This is a genomic window from Pantoea sp. PvP021 (assembly GCF_054056055.1).
Genome location: NZ_JBSRXX010000010.1, coordinates 36097 through 59696 on the forward strand (window position 1 = coordinate 36097; position 23600 = coordinate 59696).

The 23600-nt window shown below is 49.4% G+C and carries 20 protein-coding genes and 2 pseudogenes; 13 read left to right on the top strand and 9 right to left on the bottom strand.

Annotation, left to right across the window (positions count from 1 at the left end; genetic code table 11):
- Positions 1 to 7: 7 nt before the first annotated feature.
- The 8 genes from ACVKSX_RS20215 (at position 8) to ACVKSX_RS20250 (ending at position 10212) form a co-directional block, all read left to right on the top strand.
- Positions 8 to 2182: an FAD/NAD(P)-binding protein gene (locus tag ACVKSX_RS20215; RefSeq protein ID WP_132499707.1), complete on the top strand. Its 2175-nt coding sequence runs from the start codon at positions 8 to 10 to the stop codon at positions 2180 to 2182.
- Positions 2179 to 3231, top strand: a complete 1053-nt coding sequence (locus ACVKSX_RS20220; RefSeq protein ID WP_132499706.1) for an alkaline phosphatase family protein — start codon at positions 2179 to 2181, stop codon at positions 3229 to 3231. The genes ACVKSX_RS20215 and ACVKSX_RS20220 overlap by 4 nt, the downstream gene beginning before the upstream one ends.
- A complete protein-coding gene (locus ACVKSX_RS20225) occupies positions 3225 to 4301 on the top strand; it encodes an aminotransferase class I/II-fold pyridoxal phosphate-dependent enzyme (protein WP_161973543.1) in 1077 nt (358 codons plus the stop codon). The genes ACVKSX_RS20220 and ACVKSX_RS20225 overlap by 7 nt, the downstream gene beginning before the upstream one ends.
- Positions 4291 to 5904 carry a DUF4910 domain-containing protein gene (locus ACVKSX_RS20230; protein ID WP_163763577.1) on the top strand — a complete coding sequence of 538 codons (1614 nt, stop codon included), beginning with the start codon at positions 4291 to 4293 and terminating at the stop codon, positions 5902 to 5904. Before ACVKSX_RS20225 ends, ACVKSX_RS20230 begins: the two co-directional genes overlap by 11 nt.
- The gene (locus tag ACVKSX_RS20235) at positions 5901 to 6125 is read left to right on the top strand and encodes a hypothetical protein (protein WP_161973541.1); all 225 of its coding nucleotides are present in this window, start codon (positions 5901 to 5903) and stop codon (positions 6123 to 6125) included. The genes ACVKSX_RS20230 and ACVKSX_RS20235 overlap by 4 nt, the downstream gene beginning before the upstream one ends.
- Positions 6118 to 7545: an amidase gene (locus tag ACVKSX_RS20240; RefSeq protein ID WP_161973540.1), complete on the top strand. Its 1428-nt coding sequence runs from the start codon at positions 6118 to 6120 to the stop codon at positions 7543 to 7545. The genes ACVKSX_RS20235 and ACVKSX_RS20240 overlap by 8 nt, the downstream gene beginning before the upstream one ends.
- 74 nt (positions 7546 to 7619) lie before the next feature.
- The gene (gene surE / locus ACVKSX_RS20245) at positions 7620 to 8387 is read left to right on the top strand and encodes a 5'/3'-nucleotidase SurE (RefSeq protein ID WP_132499702.1); all 768 of its coding nucleotides are present in this window, start codon (positions 7620 to 7622) and stop codon (positions 8385 to 8387) included.
- A gap of 904 nt (positions 8388 to 9291) precedes the next feature.
- Positions 9292 to 10212 carry an Rpn family recombination-promoting nuclease/putative transposase gene (locus ACVKSX_RS20250; RefSeq protein ID WP_354439373.1) on the top strand — a complete coding sequence of 307 codons (921 nt, stop codon included), beginning with the start codon at positions 9292 to 9294 and terminating at the stop codon, positions 10210 to 10212.
- Positions 10213 to 10271: 59 nt separating this feature from the next.
- On the opposite strand, the gene ACVKSX_RS20255 is transcribed toward ACVKSX_RS20250, so the two are convergent.
- From ACVKSX_RS20255 to ACVKSX_RS20265, 3 genes and pseudogenes are all read right to left on the bottom strand, one after another.
- Complete coding sequence (locus ACVKSX_RS20255; RefSeq protein WP_354439401.1) at positions 10272 to 10874, bottom strand: DUF2913 family protein; 603 nt, start codon at positions 10872 to 10874, stop codon at positions 10272 to 10274.
- Between the two features lie 455 nt (positions 10875 to 11329).
- Positions 11330 to 11970, bottom strand: a pseudogene (locus ACVKSX_RS20260) (integrase core domain-containing protein); the annotation flags it as partial.
- Between the two features lie 16 nt (positions 11971 to 11986).
- Positions 11987 to 12217: pseudogene (locus ACVKSX_RS20265) on the bottom strand (helix-turn-helix domain-containing protein); the annotation flags it as partial.
- A 258-nt stretch (positions 12218 to 12475) separates the two neighbouring features.
- Here ACVKSX_RS20265 and ACVKSX_RS20270 point away from each other — a divergent pair.
- Positions 12476 to 13294, top strand: coding sequence for a DUF4225 domain-containing protein (locus ACVKSX_RS20270; RefSeq protein WP_354439371.1), 819 nt, complete (start codon positions 12476 to 12478; stop codon positions 13292 to 13294).
- On the opposite strand, the gene ACVKSX_RS20275 is transcribed toward ACVKSX_RS20270, so the two are convergent.
- The 4 genes from ACVKSX_RS20275 to pqiB form a co-directional block, all read right to left on the bottom strand.
- Positions 13291 to 13605 (bottom strand): hypothetical protein, encoded by a 315-nt coding sequence (locus ACVKSX_RS20275; protein WP_033759977.1) that lies wholly within the window; start codon positions 13603 to 13605, stop codon positions 13291 to 13293. The two genes, ACVKSX_RS20270 and ACVKSX_RS20275, sit on opposite strands and share 4 nt — an antisense overlap.
- Before the next feature lie 362 nt (positions 13606 to 13967).
- Positions 13968 to 14255, bottom strand: a complete 288-nt coding sequence (locus ACVKSX_RS20280) for a type II toxin-antitoxin system RelE family toxin (RefSeq protein ID WP_010257115.1) — start codon at positions 14253 to 14255, stop codon at positions 13968 to 13970.
- Positions 14252 to 14503, bottom strand: coding sequence for a type II toxin-antitoxin system Phd/YefM family antitoxin (locus tag ACVKSX_RS20285; protein WP_039387444.1), 252 nt, complete (start codon positions 14501 to 14503; stop codon positions 14252 to 14254). The genes ACVKSX_RS20280 and ACVKSX_RS20285 overlap by 4 nt, the downstream gene beginning before the upstream one ends.
- A 140-nt stretch (positions 14504 to 14643) precedes the next feature.
- On the bottom strand, positions 14644 to 16296 hold the full coding sequence (gene pqiB / locus ACVKSX_RS20290; protein ID WP_354439369.1) for an intermembrane transport protein PqiB: 1653 nt from the start codon (positions 16294 to 16296) through the stop codon (positions 14644 to 14646).
- A gap of 594 nt (positions 16297 to 16890) precedes the next feature.
- On the opposite strand from pqiB, the gene ACVKSX_RS20295 reads away from it, so the two are divergent.
- From ACVKSX_RS20295 to yahO, 3 genes are all read left to right on the top strand, one after another.
- The gene (locus ACVKSX_RS20295) at positions 16891 to 17217 is read left to right on the top strand and encodes a DUF3302 domain-containing protein (RefSeq protein WP_010257107.1); all 327 of its coding nucleotides are present in this window, start codon (positions 16891 to 16893) and stop codon (positions 17215 to 17217) included.
- A gap of 1 nt (position 17218) precedes the next feature.
- Positions 17219 to 18355 (top strand): HlyD family secretion protein, encoded by a 1137-nt coding sequence (locus tag ACVKSX_RS20300; protein WP_307382239.1) that lies wholly within the window; start codon positions 17219 to 17221, stop codon positions 18353 to 18355.
- Positions 18356 to 18630: 275 nt separating this feature from the next.
- Positions 18631 to 18900 (top strand): DUF1471 family periplasmic protein YahO, encoded by a 270-nt coding sequence (yahO, locus tag ACVKSX_RS20305; protein ID WP_010257103.1) that lies wholly within the window; start codon positions 18631 to 18633, stop codon positions 18898 to 18900.
- 314 nt (positions 18901 to 19214) lie between these two features.
- On the opposite strand, the gene ACVKSX_RS20310 is transcribed toward yahO, so the two are convergent.
- Positions 19215 to 20165 (bottom strand): sulfonate ABC transporter substrate-binding protein, encoded by a 951-nt coding sequence (locus tag ACVKSX_RS20310; protein WP_064689841.1) that lies wholly within the window; start codon positions 20163 to 20165, stop codon positions 19215 to 19217.
- A gap of 95 nt (positions 20166 to 20260) precedes the next feature.
- Complete coding sequence (locus ACVKSX_RS20315) at positions 20261 to 22150, bottom strand: sigma-54-dependent Fis family transcriptional regulator (RefSeq protein ID WP_307382235.1); 1890 nt, start codon at positions 22148 to 22150, stop codon at positions 20261 to 20263.
- Between the two features lie 274 nt (positions 22151 to 22424).
- On the opposite strand from ACVKSX_RS20315, the gene ssuD reads away from it, so the two are divergent.
- Positions 22425 to 23597 (top strand): FMNH2-dependent alkanesulfonate monooxygenase, encoded by a 1173-nt coding sequence (gene ssuD / locus ACVKSX_RS20320; protein WP_129063432.1) that lies wholly within the window; start codon positions 22425 to 22427, stop codon positions 23595 to 23597.
- Positions 23598 to 23600 lie beyond the last annotated feature (3 nt).

Consider the following 23600-nt stretch of genomic DNA (forward strand, 5'->3'; position numbering starts at 1 on the left):
AAAACCTATGACAACTGCGGTTGAGAAAACGGTTATTGCAATCGTTGGCGGAGGCCCACGCTCGGTCTATGCGCTTGAACGACTGCTTGCCCAGCTCAGAAGTGCTGAGCTACATGGGCGTGTTGAAATCCATGTTTTTGAAGCAAGTGGCCGCTTTGGGGCAGGCGTTGCACATAGTGACTGTCAGAACCCTGTAAGTTACCTCAACCGCACAGCTGACCAGATCGCATTTGCAGCAGATGAATCCGTAGCGGCTGCATCCACCAGTCTGCTTCCTACAGCACTCCGCATGCCTTTTCTTGAATGGTGCCAGATGCAATGGCGACATTCGGGCAATAACATCTTTAACCTGCAGGCTCAGGATGTGCCCCGTAGGTATTTGCATGGTATGGCATTGCGTGCATTTTTTGAGCGTTATGCATCTGAACTCCGGCTGATTAAAGGTGTATGTGTTATCGCTCATAACGAAGAGATAACAGGTATTGTTCATGAAGGCATCGGTTTTACTATGTCTACGCCGCAGCGGCAAGGTGGGCTCTTTGCTCACCATATTTTATTCATTACAGGACACACGCCTTGCCGACCGGTCGCTAAAAGTAATGAGTTTCGTTTTGCTCGGAACTTTAATTACATCTCTTGGGCTTACCCCCTGGAGAAGAAATTAACTGAATGTCAGGTTGCGGCACGAGACAGCATTGCATTAATTGGCATGGGCCTGACTGCGATTGATATCTGTCTTTTTCTTACCGAAGCTCGGGGTGGAACGTTCATTCGAAAAAAATCCGGAAAGTTGAATTATCAACCGAACGGTAAAGAACCACGCGCAATTTTCGCATTAAGTCGCAGTGGAAAAATCTATGCTACACGCCCCAAGAACGAAAAGCTTCATCCTGAACAGTTCCACCGTGCCGTATTTTTTACTGTCAGCGCCGTCTCTTTATTACGACAGAACTGCGGCAGATTGCGCCCTGCCCTGTACGGAAGGCTGCAGCAGCAGCTGGATTTTGAGCGGGATATATTTCCGCTTATCGTACTTGAGATGGCGTGGGTCTACTATCGTACGTTACTGGGTGAACAATGGATTTCGCGTCAATTTTCCGCTACCAATGCAGTTTATAACGCCTATTTATCCGCGCAAACACATCGGGGGAAACCAGATATTGCGTACTTACTCGCTCCTTTGCAGCGAGGTTTTGATGAGCTGGTTGAACGTCTTTGTGCAGTGCGTGGTGATGGTGACAATACCTCCGCGGAGGATGCAGACGCTGCCAGCCATATTTATCGTACGCTTACCGATGAGATTGTTGATAAATCGCTTGCCCCCTTTCGTCTTCGTGCACTGGGACGTGAAAAAGTAAAATGGCAGCACGCCTTACGTATAACTGCTCATAAGTTTGACTGGTATAGCATTTTTTATCCCTTTGCTAATGCGTTCCCAAACTCACCCCGTGAAAGAAAACAGCAAATTCAGATTTGGCTAAGCAGAGACCTTGATGCGGCGCGGCAGGGCAACATTCGCAATCCGCTTAAGGCATGTTGCGATAGTGTCTGGCGTGATTTACGCACCGTATTCTCAGCTGCCTGTGACTTTGGGGGGCTGACGCCAACATCGCAGAAAAACTTTATCCAGCAGTGGCTACCGCATTATAACCGCCTTTCAAATGGTGCCGGCATTGAGGCTATGGAAAAGCTGGAAGCGCTTGTGCGTCAGGGGATCGTCCGCTTGCCTGGGTCAGTCAGAATAAGCAGTCATGTTGCGGGTAAAACATTTACCTTGCGTTATAGGGGCAGGAAGCAGCGTATTGACCACTTGGTTTGTGCACGGGTACATCCTTTTGATGCGCGTTATCAGGTAAATCCGCTTTATCCCAATATGCTGGCAAACAAAATTATTACGTTGTGGGAAAACCGGCGTTCTGAAACTGACTATTATGTTCCCGGTGCCGTTAAGGTCACGTCCGGCTTTCATCCGTTGAAGCATGACGGGAGCGCAGATGATCGCCTAACTTTTTTAGGCTCACCTGCAGAAGGAGTCTGCTTTTTTCAGAATACGGCTGCACGTCCGTCAGCGAACAGCGCGGTGCTCAGCAATATGCACCATTGGGCAGTTGAAGTGGTTAATAAGCTACGGGCTGTTACGCACGCTGTACTGCCGGTTGCCACAGAAGAGGTGGAAAAATGAAGTTAGCGCTCCCTCCCACCTCAGGAAACATAACGCAGTTTCGTCACTGGATACAGCAACGTATGCTTCAGCGACAGGGCAAGAAGCGAAATCTGGTTATTTTTGCTGTCGATGGTATTCATTACAATCTGGCTGAACAGCTCTGGCCATCGGCGAAAATAGCCTGCTGGCAGGCCGTTTTTCCACCGACATCATCCACATGCTGGTTATCCAGCCTGACTGGCAGACGGGTTGACGAACATGGTGTTGCTGGGGTGGTATACAGGCCTCGCACTGATAATTCTGCATTGATAAATATATATGATTATCAGGGCGCAGGAGTTATACAACCTGAAGCGAATATTTTTACAGACGCTGCATATTTTGGCTACCTGCCTCAGGCCATAGCAGGCGATCTGCTTCCCGTCGCCGGGGCCTGGACGCGGGCTCTGCTGACGGGGGCGGTCAACGTTGATCATACTCCCTTCTTCACCCAATCTCCTCTTCCTTCATCCGCGATACTTATAGCCGCTGTGGAAAAGGCTATTGAGCGGGCGCTGAGCCAGAGTTTCCCTACTTTGATATGGTGTTTTATCGATCTCGATCAATATATACATCATTATGGATATGATGGCTTAGTTGCTGATTTTCTTATTAAACTTGAAAAGTTGGCTCATCGGCTAACCCTGCAGCAGGTGGATGTTATAGCGCATGCTGATCATGGTTTAGTCCCCACGCGTCATGATGAAAGCGTAGCAAGGATTCTGAACGACCTCAGCGAGAAATATTCTTGTCCCATGGGAGGGGCAGGCAGAACACGCTGGTTCTATACCGATCCGACGAATTTTACATCTTTAGAACAGGCGCTTCATTGCGCTTTGGGCAATATTGCTGACATCGTATCCGCTGAGACTATGCTTAAGCTGACTGGTTTTGATGCCATCGGTAATCTTCTGGTTATTGCAAGGGGGGAGACATTTATTACTCCGGAAGGCTATCGATACGATCACGGCTCATTATTGCCTCAGGAGCTCAACGTTCCCTGTGCGCTATGGGAGTCAGTATGTTAACCAGAGCTATCGAGACCTATCAAAATATCGCAAAGCTTGAAGATACATCCGATCATTTAAACCTTGCATGGACCCAAGATGAGCGAGACCTCATTGAACCGTCGATTGCTCTACTCCTTTCCTCATGTCTTACTCAGGAGCTAAGTAATCTCAGAGATATTTACCACTACCCTGTGAACGACCCATGGGGTGAGCAACGCTTGCGTTCAATATTACGACACTACTTCTCCCTGCCGGATACTGACTTTTCGCTGTCCTGCGGCGCGGGTGTCAACTCTCTACTTGCTTCGTTAGCTACCCTTCCGGAAGCGTGTAACGTGGCGGTATATGGCGATATTTATCCTGATTTTATATGGTGGTTAACACAAGCCAAAAGTAACATCTGCTGGTTACCTGATGGCCAGCTAGATGAAATGTGCCACACAGCCAGCCGCCAGCATGCCAGTATGGTTTATCTTGAACGGCCAGCATTGCTTGCTGGAATATTTGATGATCTAGCGTCTCTAAGGCTATTTTGCGGAATGCTGGAGCAAAGGGGCATTCTGCTGCTTATTGATGAGTCCAACGCTAACTACCATGCACCGAGCTTTAGTAGTGCTTCACTGCTGAATACATTCTCTAATCTGATTGTTCTTCGAGGCGTCTCAAAGGCATGGGGGCTGGGAGGACTTCGGGTCGGTTTTTGTATGAGCTCGTCTAATCTGGAAAAAAACATCCGCCGGGTCGTACCTCCAATGCTCAATCCGCCTTTAACGTTATCAATGGTTGCAGCGCTTTTGGGCTGTGGAGACACGACACGCCGTCTGCGGAGTCAGATTATGTTAAGTAAAACTCACGTCCTCGCAATGTTATCTGCCAAAGGGGTGACTCCTGCCAGTGCCGCTTTACCTTATTTTTTTATTGATGAGGAACTGAGAGAGCGGTTCGATAAGGCCGGTATACGTACTAAAAATCATCTCTTTTATCGATCACTGAATGAGCGAAGCACGCTGATTCGCATGAGCGTTCCTTTAGCGGAGGACCGCATGGTTGAGTTTTCACGTCGCCTGGGGGTGGATTTTGAAAATTGACCCCTTAATCCTTCAAACGTTCGATCAGTGTTCAGTCACTCATATGATGATGATAGTGGATAGGTTTTCTCTTTATGACCGTTACCAAGCATCAGCGGGAATTCAGAAAGCCGCAGAAGTCATTGCGAGTGCGGCACGCAAGGCAAACGTGCCGTTAGTAGAGATTCATCAATTCAAGGCGGACAACCAGCCGCAATGGTGGAGTTTTCGCGCGCCTCTTTCCTGGACTCCCCTGCGCGCCAGGATGACCATGCAGGGCAGCCCTGCATTCGTTATTGATCACGTAGCACTACCTTTTGCACTGGCGACATACTCACATGCGGCTTGTGGCAAACAATTTCGTTTATGCAGTCACGACAAAAATATTTTGACTGCCCGAGATGTGGTGGTGATTCCAGCAGCCGATTTTTTTTTACGAAATTGGGAACATGACCTGAGTACACGCGGTGCGGCAGGTTTTGTCACTGATGCATTTGCTCGTTATGACGAATATAAAGACTGTTTCTATCGGGGACGTATAGAGCTCGCACCGGGATCGCCCCTTTTTGCGTTCAGTTTGCTGCCGAATGAACAGTCACACTTACTGACGGCTATTTCATCCTCTGACATTGTAGAAATTGATATTGTTATTGATACGACAGAGGATATGCCCGTGTTCTCTGCCTGTTTGCCGGGAATAGAATCACAGCATGAAATATGGGTCACCGCTCACCTTTGCCATGCTCGTGCAGGTGCCAATGATAACGCTTCCGGGGTTAGCGTAATGATTGAAGCCGCCAGATTAATCAACCAATGGCAGGAAGCAAACCTTATTTCGCCGCTTCGTTATACACTCAGACTTGTCTCAGGTCCGGAATTTACCGGAGTTGCTGCATTGCAGCACGAGATGCGTCACAAACCTGCCCCTCTTGCGGTTATCAATCTTGATATGGTGGGCGAAGATCAGGAGCTTTGCGAATCGCCTTTTTGCATTGAACGTCCGCCAGTGTCATTTGACGAGACGCTGGTGAATATTTGTGAAGCATTAGCATCTGAGGTATTTGTCCATACATGTTCAGAAGGTGGAAACTGGATGTTTACGTCATTTCTAGGTTTTTCCGACCACGCCCTCTTTATGAATCATCATGATACTCACAGGAATGCCCCTGCAATTCAGATTGGGCACATTAACGATCGTTTCAACCATACTGCGGCAGATACAACTGACAAAGTTTCTCCATTGGAGCTTAAGCGCACCCTTGCCGTTGTAGTTCCTTTAATCCTTAAATTGCAGAACTATTCTCATGAACAACTCTCCCTTAGATCTGATTTTCCCTCAACAGGGGTTAGTACGGTACCAGAATGGTCTGGCCCCCTTAATTTGCGTGATTTTATCGAATCGCTGCCTAATAAGATTCGCATGCCTTTTCAGCATCGGGTGCGCCATAACAAATTTTATCTCGCCTTGTTACATAATTGTCTGATTGTCGGCTGCACTGGTCCCTGGGAGCTTGTTTTTAACGATATTTGCAATAATTTAGGTCTTCCTGAAGATGATGATCTAAAGGATCTATTTAAGGAAATGCTTTCTCACAATTACCTGGCATCAGAGGAAAATAAATGAAAGAATCTCTTTCTCTTTTTACAGATGAAAACTTTCGGGAGGAGATGCGACGTACTGGCCTTGAGATACCCAAAGAATATTTCAGTGGTGCTTTGGCTTGTACACGTGAAATACGAACCGCAGTAGCCTTATTAAATGCTCACAGACGCCCATGCGAGGAGCCCGCAAACGGATTTAACCTTAGCGCCAATCTTTCAAAATACAGGAAAGATCATGAATGAACCCTTGCACCTTCTGCCTGTATCCGAGTTGGGCCGCCGCTTGAGAAGCGGTATGATAAGCGCTTCACAGCTTACTGAATACTTCCTGAATCGAATCGCACGCTTCAATCCACATGTGCATGCCTTTATCCACTTCGATCCAATACAGGCACGTGTGGCAGCTGAACAAGCCGACCGGGAGCTCGCTTTGGGAGTGAGTCGGGGGCCGCTTCATGGTATTCCTTATGCGCTGAAAGATATTTTCGATGTGGCAGGTACGGCAACAACATGCCATTCGTATCTGATGCGAGATAATATCGCACTTACCAACGCATCTGTGCATCAGCTTATGAAGAATGGTGGCGCAATTTACTTGGGGAAACTAGCCACACACGAGTTTGCTCTTGGTGGACCTGGATTTGACCTTCCTTTTCCTCCCGCCCGTAATCCTTGGCATCTCGCTCATTTTACCGGAGCCTCATCATCTGGTGCGGGCGCTGCAATCGCAGCTGGGCTTTGCCCTGTCGCACTGGGGTCAGATACGAGTGGTTCTATCCGTGGTCCCGCTTGCCTTTGCGGCGTAGTGGGGTTTAAACCGACCTATGGGCTTGTTTCTCGGGCAGGCGTATACCCGCTGTCTTGGTCACTCGATCACTGTGGTCCATTAACACGATTTGCAGCAGATGCCGCTCTGGTAATGGACGTTATTGCCGGCCAAGATGATCGAGATCCAACCACGGTTTGTCAGGCTTTTACGTTTACCAGTGAAGAGCCTGCTGAGCTTTCAGGCGTTAGAATAGCTTGGCCGCGCCATATGTTGACTGAATCGTCATATACAGATTCAGATCTAATTGAATTAATGGACATGCATGTTGCAACGTTACGTGCTCGTGGGGCTATTGTTGAAGAAATTAACTTTGAACATTATGCGCTATTCAATGCCTGTGGGAGGGTGCTCATGAGCGCAGAGTCATTTACTATACACCAGGATATGTTAAGAGGCCGGGCCCGAGAATATGGCAGATACACATATCAGCGACTCATTGCTGGGGCCGCTGTTTCAGCAGCGGAACTGATAGTAGCTCAGCAGATCAGGGCAGAACTAACCGGCTGGATTAACAACAGAATCTTTTCAGATTATACATTGCTACTTTTCCCCTCTTCATTACGAGCTGCCCCAACGTTTACAGAATTCGGGGCGGATTGGCCCCCTGATCCTGGCGTAGTGCCCGGCCGAACAATACCTTTCAATGTCTGCGGGAACCCGGCTATTAATCTTCCCATTGGTCTTTCTGCTAAAGGCTTACCACTGGGCATACAGATGGTTGGCGCGCCGTTTGATGATAAAAATCTGCTTAATTTTGCACGTGCGTTTGAAGGACAGGTGATAATGCCTGCCGCTCAGGAAAGTCTTTTTACTCGTGAAGAATGTCCCAGCTGAGTCCTGTCTTCAGGGAGAGAACCGCAATACTAGGAATGTATAGGATGAGCAATAAACACAATTAAGGAATAACCATGGATGAAATACCCCTTATGTATGATCGTATTTTGCTGACAAATGACGATGGAATTAACGCACCGGGAATGGCAGTACTTAGACGCGTAGCGGAACAGTTAGCTCATGAAGTTTGGATCGTGGCACCCGCATATGACCAGAGCGGAACTTCACATTCGCTGAGTCTTCACGAACCTCTTCGGGTACACCAGACAGAAACGCGTTGTTATGCCATTTCCGGTACGCCCGGAGATTGTGTAGTATGGGCAACACGCTATCTGATGAGTAATAACCCGCCTGATCTGCTGCTTTCAGGCATAAACCGCGGGGCGAATATTGGAGCTGAATCGGTTTTGTCCGGTACTGTAGGTGCTGCGATGACTGGAATGCTGCTGAACATTCCCTCTATCGCATTGAGTCAGGTATTTAGCAAACGGGATGAAATTAAATGGGATACCGCGGAGGTCGCAGCCCTGAAAGCACTTCGGCAGGTACTCAGAAAACCCTGGGCTGGAAGTTGTCTGAACATAAACATTCCTGATGTGCCTCCTGAAAAACTAGGAGAGATAGTTTTTACAGAACAGGGAAAGGGAAATCTGGAAGATATCAGGATAACATCTCATACCGACCCCCGTGCAGAATGCTATTTCTGGATATCACTTTCTCGTTCAATATTGACAAGTGATTCAGGATCTGAAGCAGCTGCTATTATTAATGGAAATATAACTATCACTCCACTTCAGTTTGAACGAACGCAAAAAAATGTGCTTAGGAAGCTCCGAAATTAATAACATTGAAAATAGTTTTACCTGACTTGACATAAAAAAGCAAGCAAGGTCTATATATCTTTAAAAAATACCAACCATCTCAATCTGTTCATTAAAATTTTTGCGGGTGAAGTGAAGGGTTTTATGCTTAAATTTTAGAGGTTAACTTATTTTTATAGCAAAAAGGTTAATTAAAGGTTTTTTTTGGTATCTACTGCACCTGTCATGATTGGTTTTTTGTCGTTGGGGTTAATAAATTAAAAAAGAATAATGGTTGTCTTTTTTTTGAATTCTATAATGTCTTTGCAGTTAAAATAATGATGGCATATGGTAAAAGTTGACTATGAGCTACACTGCTTTTCCTTTCACGAAATAGTCTTTAATAGTATAAAACAGCGTGCGAAGGCTTCCTATCTTACTTCAAAATTGAAATTTATTACGCATAAACTATATAGACACAACTTATGAATAGACATAACTTCTGAGAGTTTTATGTACTTCGCGAAAAAGTACATACAGTGTTAAAATGAGAAGCGTAACAAAATCTCATTAGTTGCAATTGGCCCTGCGAATTATCGGCAGTATTTGAGGGGGCTCAATATCATCAGAGCAACAAGATACGCTAATCCACTTATCAAATCGGGCTCAAAATGTAGTTTATGGTAAATTGTAGCAGAAATAGCCACATCGGTTCCCAGCCGTATTGACGGTGTTTTATGATCCCATTACTCATCGGGCATTGCAAAGTGCGACGAAGAATGATTATGCTTCGATTATTAGAGATCGTACGATGAAGCAGTAAATCCGAAAAAATTAAAAATAATCCGAACGGCTACCTGCAGGCATTGCAGATCTGTTCACCATCAATACAGACGGTTTTTTGCCTGTGGTAACATACAGCGGTTATTTTTCAGAGCCGGGACTGATGAAGAAGAAGAAAAACCGCACACCAACTCCTCACGATGCCACGTTCCGGCAGTTTCTGACCCATCCGGATGTCGCCCGTGATTTTATGGAACTCCACTTGCCCGCAGAGCTGCGTGCTATCTGTGACCTCAGTACGCTAAAGCTGGAATCCGGCTCGTTCGTCGAGGATGACCTGAGGCAGTACTTTAGCGATGTGCTCTACAGTCTGAAAACCACAGCCGGTGAGGGTTATGTCCACGTGCTCATCGAGCACCAGTCTTCACCCGATAAACACATGGCTTTTCGCCTGATGCGTTATGCGGTGGCTGCCATGCAGCGCCACCTTGAGGCGGGCCATAAGAAGTTGCCACTGGTGATACCCGTGCTGTTCTATACGGGTAAACGCAGCCCGTATCCTTACTCAACCCGGTGGCTGAATGAGTTTGATGATGCGGCGCTGGCAGGCAAACTCTACAGCAGCGCTTTCCCACTGGTTGACGTTACCGTCATTCCTGATGATGAAATCGCCGGCCATCGCAGCATGGCCGCCCTGACCCTGCTGCAGAAACATATTCATCAGCGGGACCTGGCAGAACTGACTGACCGGCTGGCGCCCATTCTGCTGGCCGGCTATCTGTCTTCATCACAGGTGATATCGCTGGTACACTATATTGTACAGGCAGGCGAAACAGCCGACGCCGAAGGTTTTGTACGCGAACTGGCACAGCGTGTGCCGCAACACGGAGACGCACTTATGACCATCGCACAACAGCTCGAACAGAATGGCATCCAGAAGGGTATCCAGTTAGGCAGGCAGGAAGGCCGGAATGAAGGCAAGCTGGAAGTTGCCCGAACCATGCTGCAGAACGGTCTTGACCGTAGTACCGTCATGAAAATGACCGGACTGACTGAAGACGACCTGGCGCAGATCCGCCACTGACCTATTTAGCGGCCTCTCCGGCCGCACTGCTGATCCGCCAGGTACAGCCGCACAGGGGCTCACTGCCCCATCGTTACTTCATATTTTTCTGCCGTCAGCACATAAAGCCCGGAATGCCAATCAATAGCCATCTGCCATCCACAGCGATTAAGAAGAGTTTCCAGCCCCCGCACGGATCCGGTTAGTCGCGCTATCACCGGTGCGATCTGCTGGCCACCATCGTCAAATGCAGCATCCAGGCTGCTTCGGGACAGATAAATTCCGTTTACGGCAGCATTCAGGACCGAGGCATGCCTTCCCGACCATTCCCTGTCGCTGAACAGCCGGTAAGCCCAGCACATATCTTTCGCCATCTCCATGGCATATGTCAGACGGAAAAGGTCATTCTGCTTAGATAGCTCGCCAGTACAGGAGCGCCAGAGATAGTCGAGCTTGCCGGCAAGCTTTGCGGCAACGCCATACTGGCGCCCCTGCGTTAGCAGCCACTCAATGTCGGGAGCCACCTCACGGGAAAAGCGACGCTGCTTCAGGGCGGTTGCCAGCCAGCGTGTCAGAAAGAGATTTTCCTGAGCAGCAGAGCAAACGGTACCTTCCTGACGTGCTAGTGCAAGGGCTGCCAGAGCGCACCAGGCCAGATGACCAGATTTATGTGTCAGCGTCACTGTAGTCTGTCCTCCTAATAAATCATGTACGGAAAATTTACTTAATAATTGGTAGAACAATAAATATTGTGCTCTGTATGCCGCTTAGCGGCATGGAGGCGCCAGATGATGTCAGAGCAGGACATTGGTCATACGGCGCCGTACGCCCGGCGTAGGCGGTTACGGACTGATATGTAACGCGACCAAACCCCTTCCTGCTAAGCCAGACGGTCTCAAAGCGATGATAACGTTTATCTAACCCCGAAGCCCCGGTGAGCGGGCTGTACGGCGCAGAGCGACGTACAGGGCGTGATTTCCGTGGTCTTAGGTTTACTGTTCATTATGAACAGTAAAACTTAGAGGATTAGTTACACCATCCATTACAGCCACTCCTGTTCCGGGCCGGGGCGGGGGCGGCCTGTTAATGGGCACTCGGCGTTTCAGAACTGATTTGCCCCCAGTATTAGATACAACGATCAGTTACTAATGTCGGTTTGTTTACCTTCTGATTTTCCATTTCTCCAGCCTACTGCAAATTCAGCTGGAGTCTGGTAATTCAGCGATGAATGAGGTCTTGACTCTTTATAGTCCTGCCGCCAGTCATTAATAATTTTCCGGGCATGAAGAACATCGCTGAACCAGTGCTCATTCAGACATTCATCCCGAAAGCGGCGGTGATCGTCAGACACTCTTTTGTGAGATCATTCACGCAGATCAGGCACTTAATCCGGCGGCCGCTGGCAAGTGCATTCATGACAAAATCCATCGACCATGTCAGGTTCGGCGCATCCAGGTTAAGAATCGGAAGCCGCTCAGTCGCCAGCCCCTTACGGCGTCGCCTGCGCTTTACACCCAGGCCGTTAAGGTGATAGATGCGGTATACCCGCTTGTGGTTGACGTGAAGGCCTTTCCGGCGCAATAACAGCCAGATGCGCCGGTAAACAAAGCGACGGCGTTCAGGTGCCAGCGCTGTGATGCGTAAAGACAGCTGTGCGTCAGCAGCGGGACGCTGAACCGAATAACGGCAGGTTGAAAGAGATAGACCTGCCAGCCTGCAGGCACGCCGTTGCGACAGTCCCGCTTCATCACACATGACCTCCACGGCTTCCCGCTTCTGTCTGAACCTCGCGTTCAGCAAGGCTTGCAGGCAGCTGATAGTTGCCTTGCTTGCCACGGCGGCGGTCAGCCATACCCAGCGGACCGTCTGTATAATAGCGCTGAAGCAGGCGACGACAGTGCCTGTCTGAAATACCTGGACGCTCAGCAGCGAGATGGGTTGTCAGCCGCCGGTCGACGACGTCCTGAATAACTCTAAGCCGGTTAACTTCGTTCATCGTGAAAAACTCCGCACAAGAAGCCGTCATATCAGGATACTCAGCAGGTAGCCCGAAGCGGCCAGGTTAGCTTTGCCTGCATAAGCAATATGCGCATAATAATAAATATGTTAAATATTAATGATTTGCGATAGTGTGAAGGGTTGTTGCTCTCTCTTCTTTTCTTAAACAGCATCTGTATATACTCCATTATCACTTCTTCTCGTTCCCTCCCTGTCGTACGGTTTACACATTGAGAGAATAATTTATTATCTCTGGAACGGTAAAATCTACACAGGGAGAGTGAAAATGGATGCTGCACTACTTTCAATGATGCGTTCAGGTGGCCGCAACCGGGCATGGGCCGAAACAATGGTTAATCTGGAAGCGAGAAAGCTGGTAGAAGCCGCTAACGTAATTTCAGGCTTTCATCTGCGCGACAGCCTCACGCGACTTCAGTTTGTTCAGGAGATCAGGGATGTCGTTGAGAAACAGTTTGCCGCAGCACGTCAGGCCAGGACCGACGAAGACTGTATAGCCTGTATAAAAAACCTACGGGAAGAGACTGAGAACCTTCGTGAACAGGATCGCCTGCTACGGATGCAGACCGCAAAACTCATCGCTAAAGTGGAGTTTGTCCGGGACAATAACGAAATTGTCGGGTACGTCATATCTGCGGTACATATCGTTTTATCCGGGGTTGCCATGTTTGGCGGGATGATCATGATCTCTTCCATGATCCCCATCGGTATGCTAGCCGGTGCCACGCTGTTCATTGACGGCGTAAATGGCATATCGAAGGAAGTCAGTCATCTCCATTACGGCAAAGAGTCGCACTCTGAAGGAATTTTTGCAGATGGGGTAATAGAGGCTGCGCAGTTCATGGGATTCAGCCCGAACACAGGACTGGCACTTTACAATGCGGCTACACTGAGCGCCAGCGTTTACAGTGTTTTTGGTCTGGCAAGAAAACCCGGCGCGTGGCGTCTGTTCCGGTGGTTGCCCCGTGATTATTACCGGAAAGTTGACACCATGAGCAGACCAAAATTAACGATGAAAATCGTGGACTATGGCGTCAAAGCGAAAGTGGTTTTTGACCTTCTCACGACCGATCAGCAGAGTCGCTAATTTCTGTTCGCTCTCTGGTATCGCCAGGACTTATAAGACAACACAGGCGGTTGTACAAAAATGGCAACCGCACAACCGCAGAGCAGCGCAATCCCACCGGAAAAAACGGTCTCGCTGGAGCCAGCAAAGAGCAAAAAAATAAAGATAGCAAGACAACACAGCACAACGGTCAGCGCTATTGTGAAGCGTCTGGACAGATCCTGAATGGCATCCCCCAGGGAACCGCCATAACTTTCCAGGTTGTTTTTGACTTTTCGCAGGTCTGCGGAGCTAAAGCCTGAGCGCAGCAGGGCATCTTCACTTACTATCATTGCTTTTCATCCTTAAAATGCTCCAGGGAACACCACAAGATATAACAAAAAGTGGTCCGGTTATCGATCCCGGTTTTCCCCACATTGACCCGACTACTATTAGATGTCATACGTGAGATTCCCCTACAAATTATTGATAATATTACACCTAAGTCATCGCACAGCCAGGAAGGAATTTGTCATGTGTTCCAGCTTTTTCGGGTTTTACGGCGTATCAAAACAGACCGTAGCTAACGTTTTCATCTCTGCCAACACAATATACGTTTTTGATGCCAACATCCTCCTGACCCTTATTAGTAGTAAATCCTGATAAGATTTGTAGCCCTGTCAAAAATAGGTGTGTACGGCCAAATCCGCCCTCCCTACCGCATCCTTTCACTGGCAAGATGATAAACATCGCTGCGCTCGCGTTTACCCACAGCAACAACGGCAATCACCAGCTGGTCGTCTATTACCTGATAAACCAGGCGAAACCCGGACGCTCTGAGTTTGATTTTATAGCAGTCTTTAATCCCACGTAGTCTGGCAGAAGGAATATGGGGATTGTCACAACATTTCTTCAGTTTTTTGGCAAACTGCTGCTGGAGAGATTTGTCCAGCTTCTGCCACTCTTTAAAAGCCTCTTCCCTGAATTTGACGGTATAACTCACAAAAGCGCATCCAAATCGACATCAAGCAGACGCTGGCCGCTGCGTTCACTGACCAGCTTAACCAGTTCCTGATCGTCAAGGGCATCAAGCATCTGTTCATAAAGCTCAGCCGGGACGCAATAGAATGCAGGCTGGTTGCGGTTAAGAATGGCGACAGGATAACCGTCACCTGCATTAACCGTGGCCATCGGGTTTTTCTTCAGTTCGCTTACGCTGGCGCTGGTATCGCTTAAAATAATGTTTGGCATAGAGCCTCCAGGACTGCTTAACAGGTCTTTATAGTAGCAGCCTGAAGACCTGGTAACCAGTCTCTTTCGGTAGATACAAATGGCTATTTTTGATGAACTGCAAAGGCTGAATGAGCTATTTGAAATGCCGGAAGATGGGGTTATTTTTCATTTCTCTTTTTCGCGCCGACAGGAACAGGATCGTCAGTTGCAGCATCCTGAATAATCAGCGCGTTGCTTTTATTATCTAAGGTCTTGAGAAGCGGCTGCAATTCTCTGAGCACAAGGTCCAGGCGCTGCATATCCCCCGTCAATTTTTGATATACGGGCGATCCAGGCTGAATACCTTTTATGCTGCGGCTGAGCTGTTGCAGGCTTTGCTGCATATCCTCAGACAGTGTTTTCATTGCAGGGCTGCTGATAAATCCATCAATATGCCTGAGCGATTTTTGTATTTCTGTCATGGTGCGCTGACTTTGTTTTAGCGTACCGGTCGCAACTGAAATCAGTGGCCGAAGCGGAAGGCTGTTCATCTTATCCACTATAGCCACAATCTTTTGCTGTATCTGGTTTAAACCACCAGGCGTTGTGGGGATGACTTTGTAACCCGCGACGATATCCGGTCCTTTGTCGGGTGCAACATTTGCATAATAGTCTAAGTCGATAAACAGCGAACCGGAAAGCAGACTGCCTGTTTTCAGGGAGCCTCTTAACCCCTGTTTTTTACCCAGCTGTAGCTTTTTCTCCAGGTCAAAGTCTTCCCTCATACCGCTCATGAATCTCTGGGGTTCAATGTGAATCAGTACGGGAACCTCATAATGGCTGCGAAAATTCTGGGTTATCTCTGGCGAGTTAAAAGGAACCTGAGCAACCGTCCCCAGGCGTATTCCACGAAACTCGACAGGCGCGCCTGCCTGAAGTCCGCGAACAGAATCGGAAAAGAACATCACGAAGTCGAGGTGTTCGGTATAACGAGAATTCGCGATGCTTCGCAGATCGTCATAAAGAGTATAAGTTGCTACGCCCTTAACCGGCTGGCCCAGGGCCACGCCTTCAGGCAGGTCAAAACTGACCCCGCCACTTAATAATGTGGTGATGGAGCCCATCTCCACGCGCATCCCGGATGAGGATAAATCCACAGCAATCCCACTATTCTTCCAGAAACGAACGTTTGAGGTGACAAGCTGATCAAAGGGCGAAGCGATAAAAACCTGATAACGCATCATCCTTTTTTCCATATCAAACCGGCTGTTCTCGACTGACCCGACACGCAGGCCGCGAAACAGTACCGGGTAGCCCGGCATGAGTTGCCCCGCTTCACGACTATTAAGCGTGATTCTGATCCCCTTTGCATTCGGTGAGGCCTGGGGAGGCGCATCTGACAGCCGATAGTGTTCCGGCGCTGGCCCCGGAGAACCTGGCTGTAAAGCTATATAGGCGCCTGAGAACAAGGTACTTAAGCCCGTTATCCCTTCGAATCCAATTTCAGGCCTGACCACCCAAAAAGCGCTATTGCCGTGCAATAGTTTTTGCATACCAGTGTGCATGCGAACCTTGATCTCGACGTGCTTAAGATCGTCAGTAAGCTCGATACTTTCAACGACACCCACATCAATGTTGCGGTTTTTTATTACGGTTTTACCTGCCTTAATCCCCTGTGCGTTTTCGGTCATCAGAATCACCAGAGGTCCCTGCTGGCTTTTATGGTAATACAATAAAAAGGCACCGATGAGCAGCGTGACAAAGGGAATGATCCAGACAGAAGACCATCTTTTGTTGGGGTTTACTTGAGCACTATCCGGCTTATCCGACAAAGTATGGACTCGTGTAAGAACAGAGTAACCTGAACTTTTCAGGGCGTTCTGTTGAAGCAGGATTCGATCCCGGGGCTATGTATTCGCTCGTCTTTCCTGAAGCCATGATAGTTAATCTCATCATTAAGCGTTAAATTTCGATAAGTCAGGATCATAAAATCTGCTATCAAACGGAGATCCATTATTTTCCAGTAAATAATGGATCGGATAATTCGCAACAACGTCGGGACAGGATAGTTAATAAGTATAAAGATATTTTTTTAAATAAAGCTTTAGAAATACAAATCTGTGATCAACGTTTCATGTTATTTTAATAAAATCAAATCAATCAGTTACCAACATCATGGAGGTTAGCGACTCAAAATAAAGTGGAATAATCCTGCGTTTAAAGTGTAATAAATCCACTAAAATCATCACCAATGAACAGTATTGCCCAACTACGTCATTGCTGAAGTGCCTCAAATCCCTGAGCGCTGCATGACTTTATGGTATTGCGTCTGTCAACGAGGTGTGTCAGGTTAACTCTTTTACGAATTGAAATATTCTTGCAGCCGATCTATTTTTACTTCGCATTCCAATTTAGCAGAGGCACCTATGTTCCTTAACTATTTTGCTTTGGGTATGCTGATCTTCGTTTTCATAATTATTTTTTATGGAATTATCGTTCTTCATGATATTCCTTATTTAATCGCAAAGTCCCGTAATCATCCTCATGCCGATGCCATTCACGTCGCAGGTTGGGTAAGTTTGTTTACACTGCATGTCATATGGCCTTTCCTGTGGATCTGGGCCACTCTTTATCGTCCTGAGCGCGGCTGGGGGATGCAGAGTCAATACACTTCATTACTGGAACTGCAGCAGCGCGTAGCAGAACTGGAGCGTTTACAGGCTGATTCGAAACCGCTGCGACCGGAGCGATGATATGGATCTGCTCATTATTTTAAGCTACGTTGCGATAGCCTGGGCTGTTTTTAAAATATTTCGCATACCCGTCAATAAATGGACAGTGCCAACAGCGGCCCTTGGTGGCGTTTTTCTGGTCAGCGCGCTAATTCTGCTAATGAATTATAACCATCCCTATACGTCACTGGCACAAAAAGCGGTTGTCGCGATTCCTGTTACCCCACAAGTGACCGGCGTCGTAAATGAAGTTACTGATAAAAAAGAAGTGCTTATTAAAAAGGGAGAAATGCTCTTCACCCTGGATCAGACACGTTATAAGGTCCGCGTCGAAAGATTACAAGCCGACCTGAGCACCGCTATTAACAATATTGAAGCGATGAAAGGACAATTAAGCGAAGCCGTTGCCTACACAACCCATGTATCTGCTGAGCGGGATAGATTATTTCTGGACTATCAACGCTATCTCAAAGGCAGTAAGGCAAAAGTCAATCCATTCTCCGAACGTGATATTGATAATGCCAGACAGGTATTTCTGGCGCAGGATGCCCTGGTAAAAGGTTCTCTGGCGGAACAGGAGCAGCTCAGAAGCCAGTTGAACAGTGTATCGGGAGGAGAACAATCCCAGATAGCCAGTCTGCGCGCGCAATTAGCAGAAGCCCGGTATAACCTGGATCAGACGGTTGTTCGCGCACCCAGTGATGGTTATGTCACTCAGGTCTTAATCCGTCCCGGAAGCTACGCAGCCGCCCTGCCGCTGCGCCCGGTCATGATATTCATTCCTGTACAAAAACGTCAGATCATTGCTCAGTTCAGACAAAATTCCCTGCTTCGCCTGACGGCGGGAGATGAAACAGAGGTCGTTTTTAACGCCCTTCCGGGACAGGTATTCTCAGGAAAACTGCTCAGAGTTTTGCCAGTGGTTCCAGGCGGAGCTTATCAGGCACAGGGAACGGTGCAGTCACTGAGCCTTGCTTCAGGTTCTGATGGCGTATTAGCCATAATTGAATTAAACCCAAATCAGGACGTTGATGCATTGCCAGACGGCATATTTGCGCAGGTTGCGGTCTATTCTGACCACTTCACGCATGTTTCGGTCATGCGTAAAATTTTGCTGAGAATGACCAGCTGGGTGCATTACCTCTACCTGGATCACTGATGATGATAAATATATCCTTAACTTTCCATCGATTAACCGTTGGCCCCCTTTCAGAAGATGTTAATCAGAACAGCTATGAGCGGCCTGGCTTTGTAATAAATCCTGATTTTAAATTACCCTGAAAACACGACGGGTGGTTAATTAAATTACTGATCGGTTATCACAAAACATGATCGTAAATAAGCTTTTTAAATAGCTGTTTGCATTGAATATGCTATGTTTTAAATGTAGTTACGAATTCTAATCGTCTTTTATAACATTCCGAGGATACGCATATGAAAAAATTAATTTTTGGTGTGGTTATTTGCTCTTTATCGTTTGGCTCATTTGCTGCCGAAATGATGTCAAAGAATGATTTTATGAAAGTGAAGGATCAGTATGAAAAGATAGGCGATATCTCAACATCAGGTGAGACCAGCCCTTCAGATGCAAAAGCGGAGCTATCAGAAATGGCCGATAAAAAAGGCGGCGATGTGTTCGTGCTGACCTCAGCCAATACGAATAACAAAATTAAAGGTACCGCTGATGTATACAAGAAAAAATAGCGAAATAACGAAGCTATCTGTCTGAAATACAGACTGAAATAGATGATTTTTTTCGGAGCCTCAGGAAATATGTTCTTAATACAGGTTAATCGATGCCCTTTACTAACGTAAAGGGCATCTTTCTTACAGCACCATCAGGACTTTAAACCGTTTTCAGCGAGGATGAGCTGAACGTCGGTGACAGGACCTTATCTGCCCAGGCTGATGCGCGGATAACACGTCACGCTAATCCGCCTGCACTTGATTAACTCCAGGCGATGACGTTATCAGCCGTCAGGCGAAGGTTCCGCTAATCAGCCGCCGCCCGCCTCCCCCTATTTCTTATCCAGCGACCAGGTTGCACTGCGGATATCGACCTTCACTGGTAACAGACCAATCTGGGTAAACTTATCGGCCAGAGCCTGCTGCTGCGTGAAGATTTCAGGTGTCATCCGCTCAGCCCCGAACGGCATCCTTGCCAGCGCCCGTTGCCAGATCGGCTGCGGCAGACCGGTTGAGGTGGACATGATTTTTGCCGCCTCTTCCTGATGTTGATTGGCCCAGGTACTTAGCGACCCAAGCTCATCCACCACCTGGCTGGCGATTTGCGGCCAGGTTTCCGCAAACTTACGGCTGGCAAGATAGAAGGTGTAGTGTGGCACCAGGCCTTCGGCATTTTTAATCAGCCGCGCGTGGGCGTTGGTTTCAACTTCTGCGTAGTAAGGATCCCAGATTACCCAGGCATCCACTGCACCGCGCTGGAAAGCGGCACGCGCATCCGCGGGTGGCAGATAGACCGGTGTAATGTCTTTATAGCTCAGCCCCGCCTGTTCCAGCGCAGTGACCAGCAGATAGTTAACGTCAGAGCCTTTATTCAGCGCCACGCGTTTGCCTTTGAGATCCGCCACGCTTTTAATGGGGGAGTCGGCGGGCACCACAATCGCCTCAGTTTTGGGGTTGGCGGGAGAATGTGCCAGATAAACCAGATCGGCCTGTGCGGCCTGAGCAAAAGTCGGTGGCGCGTCGCCGGTTGCGGCCAGATCGATACTGCCGATGTTCAGGCCTTCCAGCATCTGCGGCCCGGCCGGGAACTCAATCCAGTGAACCGCAATCCCCTGTTTTTTAAATTCCTGATCCAGCGTGCCGCGATACTTCAGCAGGGCGAAGATATTGGCTTTCTGAAAACCAATATTAACTGTTTCGGGCTTCTCTGCTGCTGCCTGGGTGTTGAACGCTAATCCCGCCTGGGCGGCAATAATCAATGCGCTGAGTAAAACTCTTTTCATCTCTCATTCCTGAGTCTGGTTGTTGTCAGCGCAACATAACAAACGCGGGTTGAAGCACTTAGCGATCAAATGTTCGATGCTTAGCGAAAAAAACGCTATGGATGCCAGACCGACTCACGGACCCGAATAGCGCGACTTAATAACCCAAGAGCATAGAAGCGGTCAGCGATGGTCTGCTGTTCCCGGATGATGGCTAAGTTCATGCGCTGGGTCTGGTGGCTGCGCCGCGCTAAGGCATGCATCAGTGAAGGCGCTGATATCCCGAGTTCGGTGGAGAGCAACGCAGCGGCTTCAGCACGGTGTGCATCGATGTAGCGGCCAGTCTGCTCCAGCTCGGTGAGCAGAACCTGCAGTAGATCGCCCGACTGCGCGGCGAAGCCGCGTTCGGCAAGGTAAAACTGATGATTATTGACCCGGCCGGTGCCATCAGCGATCACCCTGAACTGTCCGCTGTTCTCTGCATCGCTGAGCAGCGGATCCCACATCATCCAGGCATCCACTGCGTTGAGATCGCTGGGCGTCAGCGGATATTTTGGTGGTGCATAGACGATGCGCACATCGTCCAGCCCTAAACCCGCTTCATCCAGGATCTGCAGCAGCAGATAGTGAACGTTGGAACCACGATTTACGGCGATGCGTTTTCCTCTGAGATCGCCAATCTGCTGAACCGGGCTGCTGTTCGGTACCAGCAGTGCCACGCTCTGCGGCGCGGCGGGTTCCCAGGCCACATAAACCATCGGGCTGTTGCTGGCCTGCGCAAACAAGGGAGGAACTTCACCGGTCGTGCCGAAATCGATCTCCTGTTGGCTCAGCGCATGCAGAAGCTGCGGACCCGCAGGAAACTCACTCCACAGCACGCTGACGCCCCGATCGGCCAGCTGCTGTTCAAGTGACTGGCGCGCTTTCAGGATGCCGAGGTTGCCAAATTTCTGATAACCGATGCGCAGTTCCCGCTCCCGTTCGGGCTGCTGATTCAGAGAAGTGTCGCGCTGACTCAGTGAAGTGCGGCGCGGTTTAATCACCCCCAGATGGCCCAGTTGGGTGCGCAGCGTATGACGACTGATGCCAAGCAGCGCGGCGGCCTGCAGTTGATTGCCCTGAGTGAGTTCCAGCGCATTCTTTATCAGCGCCTCAATCACCCGGGGATAGAGCGGTGTTTCGCTCTGCTGCATCTGCTGCCGTAAAAACTGATCCAGCGCCTCCTCTCCCGGTGGCAGCTCGCTCCCCGTCAGATTATTCAGCCGGAGCTGCTGCGGTGTGACCAGCGAGGTTTTGCTGAGCAGGACGGCATTATGCAGGGTGTTCTCCAGCTCGCGGATGTTGCCCGGCCAGCTGTAGTCCATCAGCGTGGCGACAGCATCTTCACTGAGACGTAACTGAGGTCGGCCCAGACGGCGCGCATAGAGCTGCAGGAAGTGAGTAGCCAAGACCGGGATATCTTCGCATCGCTGGCGCAGCGGCGGCAGCGTGACGCTGGCCACATTCAGTCGGTAGTAGAGGTCTTCCCGGAAGCGCCGTTCACGAATCGCCACCGCCAGGTCGCGGTTGGTGGCCGCAATGACCCGCACATTGACCTTTACAGCCCTGGAGGAACCCACACGGGTAATCTCACGCTCCTGCAGCACGCGCAGCAGCTTTACCTGCAGCGACGCACTCAGTTCACCGACTTCATCCAGCAGTAGCGTCCCGCCCTCTGCCGCCTCAAACCAGCCGCGATGCCGATCCTGTGCGCCGGTAAATGCCCCTTTCTCATGACCAAAGAGCTCCGACTCCGCCAGACTCTCGGTAAGGGCACCACAGTTGACCGCCAGAAAGGGCTGTCTGCTGCGGGCGCTGTGATGATGCAGATAGCGCGCCATCACCTCTTTGCCGGTGCCGGTCTCACCAATGATCAGCACCGTCGCGTCGGTAGGCGCAAGCTGATCCAGCACGCTTTTAAAGGCGCGCGATGCGGGGTCAATCAACTCAGGGCTGGCAATCTGCATCTCATTTACCGGGTTAACAGGAAAGCCATGACCATACCGCGTGGGTAACGCGGAAACGAGAGGCTAATCGGACCGGATTGTTGCCAATGCAGCAGGCTGTAACTTTACCTGTCGCAAACGCAGCAATATGCAGCAAGAGAAAATAGAAATATGTTATTGAATTGATGAGATAAATTTTAATAAACAGACTGGCATGCATCATGCAAACAGCTATATAACTAAAGGATTTATGCCTATGTATTAAATTCAAATATCGTTATAAAGGAATCTGCTAATGAGTCATGCGACACAGGAAAACCTCAACCTCTTCTGGTTTCTGCCCACCCATGGCGATGGGCGCTATCTTGGCACCACCGAAGGTGGCAGAGCAGTCGATTTACCCTATTTACAGCAGGTTGCGCTGGCGGCAGATAATCTGGGCTACTACGGTGTATTAATCCCGACCGGTAAGAGCTGCGAGGATTCCTGGCTGGTCGCCTCTGCGCTGGCACCGATCACCAAAAAGCTGCGCTATTTAGTGGCCGTGCGTCCTGGCCTGCAACCGCCAAGCCTGGCGGCGCGTATGGCGGCTACGCTGGATCGGCTTTCTGGCGGACGTTTATTGATTAACGTGGTCACGGGTGGCGATCCGGTGGAGAACAAAGGTGACGGCATCTTTCTGAGTCATGAAGAGCGCTATCAGGTGACCAGAGAGTTTCTTGAGGTCTACTCGCGCCTGCTGAAAGGCGAGAAGGTCGATTTTTCGGGTGATCACATCCGCGTGGAAGGCGCTGAGATCCTCTTTCCGCCGGTGCAGGAAAATGGCCCACCGCTCTATTTTGGTGGCTCGTCTGATGCCGCTATCGACGTTGCGGCGAATCAGATCGACACTTATCTGACGTGGGGCGAGCCGGTTGAACAGGTGGCGGAAAAACTGGCGGTGGTTCGTCAGCGGGCACAGGAGAGTGGCCGTAGCCTCTCCTACGGCATCCGGCTGCATGTCATTGTCCGTGAAACCGAAGAGGAAGCCTGGGCGGCGGCCGATCGGCTGATTTCTCATCTGGATGAAGAGACTATTGCCGCCGCGCAGAAGATCTTTGCCCGCATGGACTCAGCCGGACAGGCGCGGATGAGCGCGCTGCATCAGGGCTCGCGAGACAGCCTGCGCATTGGCCCCAATCTCTGGGCAGGCGTCGGCCTGGTGCGCGGCGGTGCGGGTACTGCGCTGGTGGGGAGTCCGCAGCAGGTAGCCGATCGCATCCGGGAGTATCAGGCGCTGGGGATCGAGAACTTTATTTTCTCCGGCTATCCGCACCTTGAAGAGGCGCACCGCTTCGCTGAACTGGTGATGCCGCTGTTACCGCTGGCTGCCAACGCCGAAAAGAAACAGCGCAGCGTGAACACCGGTCCTTTTGGTGAAACCATTGGCGGCGACCGTCGTCCTGATAAACAGGCCAGCGCCAGTTAACAG